The organism is Halochromatium sp. (assembly GCF_054919635.1).
This window is the reverse complement of record NZ_JBUDPI010000176.1, coordinates 1-7,462: the sequence shown is the minus strand read 5'-3', so window position 1 is coordinate 7,462 and position 7,462 is coordinate 1. Positions and strand designations below refer to the sequence as shown.

The following is a 7,462-nucleotide window of genomic DNA, read 5'->3' as shown; positions in this document are numbered from 1 at the left end:
CAGTGCGCGAAGGTGGCCGTACCGTCGGCGCCGGCGTCGTCGCGAAGATCATTGAGTAATGGGCATGGCAAGCCAACGCATACGCATTCGACTTAAGGCGTTCGATCATCGACTGATCGATCAGTCCGCACGCGAGATCGTCGATACGGCGAAGCGCACGGGCGCCCAGGTGCGCGGCCCAGTGCCGCTGCCGTCGCGTCATGAGCGCTACACCGTGCTGATCTCGCCGCACGTCAATAAGGACGCGCGCGATCAGTACGAGCTCCGCACCCATAAGCGGCTGATGGACATCGTCGATCCGACCGATAAGACGGTCGACGCCCTGATGAAGCTCGACCTGGCTGCCGGCGTCGACGTACAGATCAAACTGAGCTGAGGTTAAGACGATGGCCATTGGTGTGATCGGCCGCAAAGCCGGCATGACCCGCATCTTCGGTGACGACGGACAGTCTATTCCGGTCACTGTTATCGAGGTGCAGCCCAACCACGTGACCCAGGCGAAGACCGAGGAGCGGGACGGTTATCGCGCGCTTCAGGTGACCACCGGGCGTCGCCGTAAGTCACGTGTGACCCAGCCGCTGGCGGGCCACTTCGCGAAGGCTGGTGTCGAGCCCGGCGTCACGCTCCGCGAGTTCCGTCTCGAGGCCGGCGAAGGTGAAGAGCTCACCGATGGTAGCGAGCTCAACGTCTCCCTGTTTGAAGCCGGCCAGAAGGTTGATGTGCGCGGTGTGACCAAGGGACGTGGCTTTACCGGCACCATTCGTCGCCATCACTTCCGCGGCCAGGACAGCACCCACGGCAACTCGCTATCGCATCGGGCCCCTGGCTCGATCGGCCAGTGCCAGACCCCTGGGCGCGTGCTGAAGGGCAAGAAGATGGCCGGACAGATGGGCAACGTGAACCGTTGCCAACAGAATCTCGAGGTCGTTCGCGTCGACACCGATCGCAACCTGTTGCTGATCCGCGGTGGCGTGCCTGGACCTGCTGGTGGTCGCCTGGTGGTGGTGCCCTCGGTGAAACAGAAGAATCGAAAGGGTTAATCATGGAGCTGGCTATTCGCAACGCCGAGTCGTCCTCGGTCCAGGTCGCTGACCTGGTGTTCGGCGCCGACTATAAGCCGGGCCTGGTGCACCAGGTGGTGACCGCCTATATGGCCGGTGCACGCGCCGGGACCAAGGCGCAAAAGAACCGCGCTGCTGTGAGCGGTGGTGGCTCGAAGCCATACCGGCAAAAGGGGACCGGTCGTGCACGTGCTGGTACGAGTCGCAGCCCGCTGTGGCGTACCGGCGGCGTGACCTTTGCAGCGCAGCCGCGTAGCTATGACCAAAAGGTCAACCGCAAGATGTATCGGGGCGCACTTCGCTCGATCCTCTCCGAGCTGGTCCGCGCTGATCGCCTGGTCGTCGTCTCCGAGCTCAAGATTGAGACCCCGAAGACCAAGGCCGTGTTGGCGAAGCTGGCCGAGCTTGGCCTGGAGCGCGCCTTGGTGCTGGTCGACGAGGTCGATGAGAATCTGGCGTTGGGCGCGCGCAATCTGCCCGGCGTCTGGGTCGATACAGCCTCGGGCGTCGATCCGGTGAGCCTGGTCGCTGCAGAGCAGGTGCTCATCACTGAGGCTGGGCTGCGCCGTTTGGAGGAGCGTTTGTCATGAATGCGGGTGTCAATCAAGAGCGGCTCATGAAGGTCTTGCTGGGGCCGCTCATCTCCGAGAAGGCGGCGCGGGCGGCTGATCAATCGGCGCAGTACGCATTCCGGGTCGAGCCGACGGCGACCAAGCGCGAGATCGGTCAGGCGGTTGAGCTGCTGTTCGAGGTCAAGGTGGACTCGGTTCAGGTGCTGAACGTCAAAGGTAAAGCGAAACGCTTCGGCGCCCGGCTCGGCAAACGGCCAGGCTGGCGTAAGGCTTATGTGCGCCTCGCGCCAGGAAATGATATCGACTTTGGGGGCGGTGCCTGATCAGCGGTGCCCGAGGGGCAATGCCGAATAGGCGGTATAGGTGCCGCGTAACGCGCCATGCTTCAGCGGAAGTCCGCCGGTCAAGGCCCACAACGACACGGATAACAGACAATGGCTATCGTTAAGACAAATCCGACATCGCCGGGCCGGCGCTTCGTCGTCAAGATCACCGGGGCCGGGCTGCACAAAGGCGCTCCCCATGAGGCCTTGGTCTCGAAGAAGTCGAAGACCGGCGGGCGCAATAACCAAGGCCGGATCTCGGTGCGCCACCGTGGTGGCGGTCACAAGCAGCGCTATCGCATCATCGATTTTAAGCGCCGCAAGCAGGGTGTGCCTGCGACTGTGGAGCGGATCGAATATGACCCGAATCGCAGCGCCAATATCGCCTTGCTCAAGTACGCCGACGGTGAGCGCGCCTACATCATCGCGCCGAAAGGCCTGGTACAGGGGGCCTCGGTCATCGCTGGCGAGACGGCACCAATCGCCGCTGGAAATTGCTTGCCACTGCGCAACATCCCGGTGGGCACCGAGGTGCATTGCATCGAGATGCGCCCCGGCAAAGGTGCGCAGGTGGCCCGCGCGGCCGGCGCGTCGGTGCAGCTCGTCGCTCGTGAAGGCGACTACGCGACCCTGCGGTTGCGCTCGGGTGAGATGCGCAAGGTGCACGCCGACTGTCGCGCCGTCATTGGCGTGGTCGGCAACGGCGAGCACAGCCTGCGCAAGCTTGGTAAGGCGGGTGCGACCCGTTGGCGTGGTGTGCGTCCGACCGTGCGCGGTGTCGTGATGAACCCGGTCGACCATCCGCATGGTGGTGGTGAGGGCCGGACCTCGGGTGGACGTCATCCGGTGAGCCCCTGGGGTGTTCCTACCAAGGGCCATAAGACTCGAAACAACAAGCGTACGGACGGCATGATCGTACGTCGTCGTCGGCGCAAGTAAGACAACGCGAGGAGCGATCACGTGGCACGTTCGATCCGCAAGGGGCCGTTCATCGATCATCACTTGGCCAAGAAGGTCGAGGATGCGGTGGCCCAAAACAGTAAACGGCCGATCAAGACCTGGTCGCGCCGCTCGATGATTTTGCCGGAGATGGTCGGCTTGACCATCGCCGTCTATAACGGCCGCCAGCACGTGCCGGTATTGATCAATGAGAACATGATCGGCCATAAGCTCGGCGAATTCGCGCTGACCCGGACCTTCCGTGGCCATGCCGCGGACCGCAAAGCCAAGAAGCGCTAGGGGAATTGGCATGCAAGCAGCAGCGACACTGAAGTACGCACGCATCTCTGCGCAGAAGGCGCGGCTGGTCGCAGACCAGATCCGCGGGCAGCACGTTGAGCGAGCGCTCAATGACCTGGCGTTCAGCACCAAGAAGGGAGCGCGCATGCTGCGCAAGCTGCTGGAGTCGGCGATCGCCAATGCAGAAAACAACGCCGGTGCCGATATTGACCAGCTGCACGTCGTCGAGGTGCAGGTGGGCGAGGGGCCGACAATGAAGCGCCTGCGCGCTCGGGCCAAGGGTCGAGCGTCGCGGATCTTGAAACGCACCAGCCACATTAGTGTCCGGGTAGCAGAACGCGACGGTCGGGGTTGAGGCATGGGACAGAAAGTACATCCAATTGGTATTCGGCTCGGTATCGTCAAGGATTGGAATTCGACCTGGTATGCGAGCTCGAAGGACTTCCCTGATCTGCTGAATAACGATCTGGAGGTGCGGGACTTCTTGAAGAAGAAGCTCGCGAATGCGTCGGTCAGCCGCATCCAGATCAACCGTCCGGCGCGAAATGCGCACATCACGGTTCACACAGCGCGCCCAGGCGTGGTGATCGGCAAGAAGGGCGGCGACATCGACAAGCTGCGCGCCGAGGTCTCGGAGCGGATGGGTATTCCGGTCCACATCAGCATCGAGGAGATCCGTAAGCCCGAGCTCGACGCACAGCTGGTTGCCGAAGGCATCGCCCAGCAGCTCGAGCGGCGCATCATGTTCCGGCGCGCCATGAAACGCGCGGTGCAGGGCACCATGCGGGCCGGTGCCGGTGGCGTGCGGGTGAATATCGCTGGCCGCCTGAATGGCGCCGAGATCGCCCGCTCGGAATGGTACCGCGAAGGCCGGGTACCGTTGCACACGCTGCGTGCTGATATCGATTATGGCTTCGCCGAAGCACGGACCACCTACGGCATCCTGGGTGTGAAGGTCTGGGTCTTCCGTGGCGAGGTCCTTGGGGATTTCCCCGGCGCCGGTGTCAAAGACAAGACCGAGAAGAAGGGTTGAGCCATGCTGCAACCAAAGCGTACAAAGTTTCGAAAGCAGCACAAAGGCCGCAATCGCGGGCTTGCGCAGAGCGGTAGTGACGTTTCGTTCGGTGAGTTCGGGCTGAAGGCGGTCGGTCGCGGGCGGTTGACCGCGCGTCAGATCGAGGCGGCCCGACGTGCGATCACCCGCAAGGTCAAGCGCGGCGGCAAGCTCTGGATTCGCGTCTTCCCGGACAAACCGATCTCGAAGAAACCGCTCGAGGTTCGTATGGGTAAGGGTAAGGGTAACGTCGAGTACTGGGTCGCCCTGATCCAGCCCGGACGGATGCTCTACGAGATTGAGGGTGTCTCCGAAGAGCTGGCGCGCGATGCCTTTCAGCTCGCTGCCGCCAAGCTGCCGGTACAGACGCGATTCGAGAAGAGGACGGTGCTCTGATGAAGGCTCAAGAACTACGCGCTCTCGGTGCTGCTGAGCTCGAGAAACGCTTGCACGAATTGCTCAAGGAGCAGTTCAACCTGCGGATGCAGCAGCGCACGGGGCAGCTCTCGCGGCCCTCGCAGGTCAAGGCTGTGCGCCGTGATATCTCGCGGATCAAGACCCTGATGACTGAGCAGACGACTGGGCAAACCAAGGTGGCGGCGGGGACCGTTCAATGAGTGAGAAGAACGAAAGTAACCGTGTGCTCACCGGCCAGGTGATCAGTAACGCGATGGACAAGACGATCACCGTCGTCATCGAGCGCCGCGTCAAACATCCGCTCTATGGCAAATTCATGCGGCGCTCGACCAAGGTCCACGCGCACGATGATGCAAACGAGTGCAATAAGGGCGACTGGGTGCGCGTCGAGCAGTGCCGGCCCCTATCGAAAACCAAGAGCTGGCGGTTGGTCGAGGTCGTGGAGCGCGCGCGCTAAACGAGGTCCTTGCGGATCGACTCTCGCTCCGGACGTGCAGACCAGGCTTAGGTCGGCCTCCGCTTAGCAGTTGCAAAGGTAGGTTCATACAATGATTCAAATGCAAACCCGCCTCAGCGTGGCCGACAACAGCGGGGCGCGCTCGGTGCAGTGCATCAAGGTGCTGGGTGGCTCGCATCGGCGTTACGCCGGTATTGGCGATGTCGTCAAGGTTACCGTCAAGGACGCGATCCCGCGCGGCAAGGTCAAGAAAGGCGATGTCTTCAATGCGGTGGTGGTGCGCACGCGCCAGGGTGTGCGTCGTCCAGACGGCTCACGCATCCGCTTTGATGGCAATGCGGCGGTGCTGCTCAATAACCAGCTCCAGCCGATCGGCACCCGTATCTTTGGACCGGTCACGCGCGAGCTCCGTGGTGAGCGCTTCATGAAGATCATCTCGCTGGCGCCCGAGGTTCTCTAACCATGAACAAGATTAAGGTAGGCGATGACGTGATGGTCATCGCCGGTAAGGATAAAGGCAAGCGCGGGACCGTGCTTAAGATGGACGCTGACCGGGTCGTGGTCGAAAACGTCAACATGGCGAAGAAGCACCAGAAGCCGAATCCGCAAAAGGGCATTCCGGGCGGGATCGTCGATAAGGAGATGCCGCTGCATCGTTCCAACGTGGGTGTCTACAATCCGACCCTCGGTCGGGCGGACCGAGTCGGCTTCAAGACGCTCGAGGACGGCAAGAAGGTCCGGATCTTCAAGTCTGACGGCGAACAAGTGGATCTTGGGTAAGGCTATGTCTAGGTTGCAGACACTCTATAACGAGAAGTATGTCGGCGAGCTGCGCGAGCGCTTTGGCTACAAGAGCGTGATGCAGGTACCGCGGCTGACGAAGATCACACTGAATATGGGTGTCGGTGAAGCCGTCACCGATAAAAAAGTGATGGACTTTGCGGTTGGCGATCTGACCAAGATCGCTGGTCAAAAGCCGGTCGTCACCAATGCACGCAAGTCGGTTGCTGGATTCAAGATTCGCGAAGGCTGGCCAGTGGGCTGCAAGGTGACCTTGCGCCGCGAGCGGATGTACGAGTTCTTGGATCGGCTGATCAATGTCGCGATGCCTCGCGTCCGTGACTTCCGCGGGCTCAGCCCGAAGGCCTTCGATGGCCGTGGCAATTATTCGCTTGGTGTTCGTGAGCAGATCATCTTCCCAGAGATCGACTACGACAAGATCGACTCGGTACGCGGCCTTGATGTGGTCATCACGACGACAGCTCGCACCGATGAGGAAGGACGCGCACTGCTCGAGGCCTTCCAGTTCCCGTTTCGTTCCTAATTTACGGAGGCAAGGTTGGCGAAAAAGAGCATGATCGCGCGCGACCAGAAGCGTGCACAGATCGCACAGCGCTACGCCGAGCGGCGTGCGCAATTGAAGGCTGTCATCAATGATCGGAGTGCCGATCCGGAGCAGGTTGAGGCCGCGGTGGTGGCGCTTCAAAAGCTGCCTCGCGATGCCAGCCCATCACGGATTCAGCGTCGCTGCCGTGTGAGTGGGCGTCCGCACGCGGTCTATCGCAAGTTCGGCCTCGGCCGCAACAAGCTCCGTGAGGCTGTAATGCGTGGCGATGTGCCCGGCGTGGTCAAGGCCAGCTGGTAGGCCGCCAACGGATACCAAGGAACCTGACCGGACGACCTTCCGGTCACCTTGCCGTCTCGAGACGGGCAAGATCGAGAAACCCTAGAGGGTATCGCGCTCTGAGAAGCGGCCTGACCCCGGAGTAAGCCAATGAGTATGACTGATCCCATTGCGGATATGCTGACGCGCATCCGCAACGGCCAAGCACGCGGCAAGATCACGATCTCGATGCCGATCTCGAAGAAGAAGCTGGCCATTGCCAATCTGCTTCGAGATGAGGGCTATATCGCCGACGTGTCCAGTGAGGATGACGATAAGGGTCGTCCGCAGCTGGTTCTCAAGTTGAAATACTATCGTGGTAAGCCGGTCATCGAGTACCTGAAGCGTGTCTCGCGCCCGGGCTTGCGCATCTATCGTGGTAAGGACGAGCTGCCCAACGTCTGGGGTGGACTCGGCGTCGTTATCGTATCGACCTCGCAGGGCCTGATGTCCGATCGTGCTGCGCGCAAGGCCGGGCACGGTGGCGAGATCCTGGCTTACGTCGCCTGAGGGAGGTTGTCATGTCCAGAATAGGTAAGGCGCCCGTCCAGGTGCCAAAGGGTGTCAACGTCCAGATGACGGGTCGGGATATCACCGTGAAGGGGCCTAAGGGCTCGCTCTCATGGTCGATCCATCCGTTCGTCGAGGTCGATATCGACGGTGCAGTCGTCACCAC

General features: G+C 61.5%; 17 protein-coding genes. All 17 read left to right on the top strand.

The genetic code is table 11. The annotated features are described in order from the left end of the window. The first annotated feature begins 64 nt into the window (after positions 1-64). Positions 65-376, top strand: coding sequence for a 30S ribosomal protein S10 (rpsJ, locus tag ACY693_RS11515; RefSeq protein ID WP_200343988.1), 312 nt, complete (start codon positions 65-67; stop codon positions 374-376). 10 nt (positions 377-386) lie between these two features. After that, positions 387-1,040: a 50S ribosomal protein L3 gene (rplC, locus tag ACY693_RS11510; RefSeq protein WP_462321964.1), complete on the top strand. Its 654-nt coding sequence runs from the start codon at positions 387-389 to the stop codon at positions 1,038-1,040. A gap of 2 nt (positions 1,041-1,042) precedes the next feature. Then, positions 1,043-1,651, top strand: coding sequence for a 50S ribosomal protein L4 (gene rplD, locus ACY693_RS11505; RefSeq protein WP_462321963.1), 609 nt, complete (start codon positions 1,043-1,045; stop codon positions 1,649-1,651). Further along, positions 1,648-1,956: a 50S ribosomal protein L23 gene (gene rplW / locus ACY693_RS11500; RefSeq protein ID WP_462321962.1), complete on the top strand. Its 309-nt coding sequence runs from the start codon at positions 1,648-1,650 to the stop codon at positions 1,954-1,956. Before rplD ends, rplW begins: the two co-directional genes overlap by 4 nt. A gap of 111 nt (positions 1,957-2,067) precedes the next feature. Continuing rightward, a complete protein-coding gene (gene rplB, locus ACY693_RS11495) occupies positions 2,068-2,895 on the top strand; it encodes a 50S ribosomal protein L2 (protein ID WP_462321961.1) in 828 nt (275 codons plus the stop codon). 21 nt (positions 2,896-2,916) lie between these two features. After that, positions 2,917-3,195 (top strand): 30S ribosomal protein S19, encoded by a 279-nt coding sequence (rpsS, locus tag ACY693_RS11490; protein ID WP_200343995.1) that lies wholly within the window; start codon positions 2,917-2,919, stop codon positions 3,193-3,195. Positions 3,196-3,205: 10 nt separating this feature from the next. Further along, complete coding sequence (gene rplV, locus ACY693_RS11485) at positions 3,206-3,550, top strand: 50S ribosomal protein L22 (RefSeq protein WP_200240813.1); 345 nt, start codon at positions 3,206-3,208, stop codon at positions 3,548-3,550. 3 nt (positions 3,551-3,553) lie between these two features. Beyond that, positions 3,554-4,228 carry a 30S ribosomal protein S3 gene (rpsC, locus tag ACY693_RS11480; protein WP_462321960.1) on the top strand — a complete coding sequence of 225 codons (675 nt, stop codon included), beginning with the start codon at positions 3,554-3,556 and terminating at the stop codon, positions 4,226-4,228. Between the two features lie 3 nt (positions 4,229-4,231). Further along, complete coding sequence (rplP, locus tag ACY693_RS11475; RefSeq protein WP_462321959.1) at positions 4,232-4,645, top strand: 50S ribosomal protein L16; 414 nt, start codon at positions 4,232-4,234, stop codon at positions 4,643-4,645. After that, on the top strand, positions 4,645-4,866 hold the full coding sequence (rpmC, locus tag ACY693_RS11470) for a 50S ribosomal protein L29 (RefSeq protein ID WP_462321958.1): 222 nt from the start codon (positions 4,645-4,647) through the stop codon (positions 4,864-4,866). The genes rplP and rpmC overlap by 1 nt, the downstream gene beginning before the upstream one ends. After that, a complete protein-coding gene (rpsQ, locus tag ACY693_RS11465; protein ID WP_462321957.1) occupies positions 4,863-5,123 on the top strand; it encodes a 30S ribosomal protein S17 in 261 nt (86 codons plus the stop codon). The genes rpmC and rpsQ overlap by 4 nt, the downstream gene beginning before the upstream one ends. 91 nt (positions 5,124-5,214) lie before the next feature. After that, complete coding sequence (gene rplN, locus ACY693_RS11460) at positions 5,215-5,583, top strand: 50S ribosomal protein L14 (protein WP_200240825.1); 369 nt, start codon at positions 5,215-5,217, stop codon at positions 5,581-5,583. Positions 5,584-5,585: 2 nt separating this feature from the next. Then, positions 5,586-5,903, top strand: coding sequence for a 50S ribosomal protein L24 (gene rplX / locus ACY693_RS11455; RefSeq protein ID WP_462321956.1), 318 nt, complete (start codon positions 5,586-5,588; stop codon positions 5,901-5,903). 4 nt (positions 5,904-5,907) lie between these two features. After that, positions 5,908-6,447 (top strand): 50S ribosomal protein L5, encoded by a 540-nt coding sequence (gene rplE / locus ACY693_RS11450; protein ID WP_462321955.1) that lies wholly within the window; start codon positions 5,908-5,910, stop codon positions 6,445-6,447. A 15-nt stretch (positions 6,448-6,462) separates the two neighbouring features. Beyond that, the gene (gene rpsN, locus ACY693_RS11445) at positions 6,463-6,768 is read left to right on the top strand and encodes a 30S ribosomal protein S14 (protein ID WP_462321954.1); all 306 of its coding nucleotides are present in this window, start codon (positions 6,463-6,465) and stop codon (positions 6,766-6,768) included. A 129-nt stretch (positions 6,769-6,897) separates the two neighbouring features. Further along, a complete protein-coding gene (gene rpsH / locus ACY693_RS11440; protein WP_462321953.1) occupies positions 6,898-7,296 on the top strand; it encodes a 30S ribosomal protein S8 in 399 nt (132 codons plus the stop codon). An 11-nt stretch (positions 7,297-7,307) separates the two neighbouring features. Then, on the top strand, positions 7,308-7,462 hold a 155-nt coding region (rplF, locus tag ACY693_RS11435), incomplete at its 3' end, for a 50S ribosomal protein L6 (RefSeq protein ID WP_462321965.1).

What these genes read in the sequence shown, in the direction of transcription:
- rpsJ (WP_200343988.1), top strand. Translation starts at nt 65, where the DNA reads ATGGCAAGCCAACGCATACGCATTCGACTTAAGGCGTTCGATCATCGA.
- rplC (WP_462321964.1), top strand. Translation starts at nt 387, where the DNA reads ATGGCCATTGGTGTGATCGGCCGCAAAGCCGGCATGACCCGCATCTTC.
- rplD (WP_462321963.1), top strand. Translation starts at nt 1,043, where the DNA reads ATGGAGCTGGCTATTCGCAACGCCGAGTCGTCCTCGGTCCAGGTCGCT.
- rplW (WP_462321962.1), top strand. Translation starts at nt 1,648, where the DNA reads ATGAATGCGGGTGTCAATCAAGAGCGGCTCATGAAGGTCTTGCTGGGG.
- rplB (WP_462321961.1), top strand. Translation starts at nt 2,068, where the DNA reads ATGGCTATCGTTAAGACAAATCCGACATCGCCGGGCCGGCGCTTCGTC.
- rplV (WP_200240813.1), top strand. Translation starts at nt 3,206, where the DNA reads ATGCAAGCAGCAGCGACACTGAAGTACGCACGCATCTCTGCGCAGAAG.
- rpsC (WP_462321960.1), top strand. Translation starts at nt 3,554, where the DNA reads ATGGGACAGAAAGTACATCCAATTGGTATTCGGCTCGGTATCGTCAAG.
- rplP (WP_462321959.1), top strand. Translation starts at nt 4,232, where the DNA reads ATGCTGCAACCAAAGCGTACAAAGTTTCGAAAGCAGCACAAAGGCCGC.
- rpmC (WP_462321958.1), top strand. Translation starts at nt 4,645, where the DNA reads ATGAAGGCTCAAGAACTACGCGCTCTCGGTGCTGCTGAGCTCGAGAAA.
- rpsQ (WP_462321957.1), top strand. Translation starts at nt 4,863, where the DNA reads ATGAGTGAGAAGAACGAAAGTAACCGTGTGCTCACCGGCCAGGTGATC.
- rplN (WP_200240825.1), top strand. Translation starts at nt 5,215, where the DNA reads ATGATTCAAATGCAAACCCGCCTCAGCGTGGCCGACAACAGCGGGGCG.
- rplX (WP_462321956.1), top strand. Translation starts at nt 5,586, where the DNA reads ATGAACAAGATTAAGGTAGGCGATGACGTGATGGTCATCGCCGGTAAG.
- rplE (WP_462321955.1), top strand. Translation starts at nt 5,908, where the DNA reads ATGTCTAGGTTGCAGACACTCTATAACGAGAAGTATGTCGGCGAGCTG.
- rpsH (WP_462321953.1), top strand. Translation starts at nt 6,898, where the DNA reads ATGAGTATGACTGATCCCATTGCGGATATGCTGACGCGCATCCGCAAC.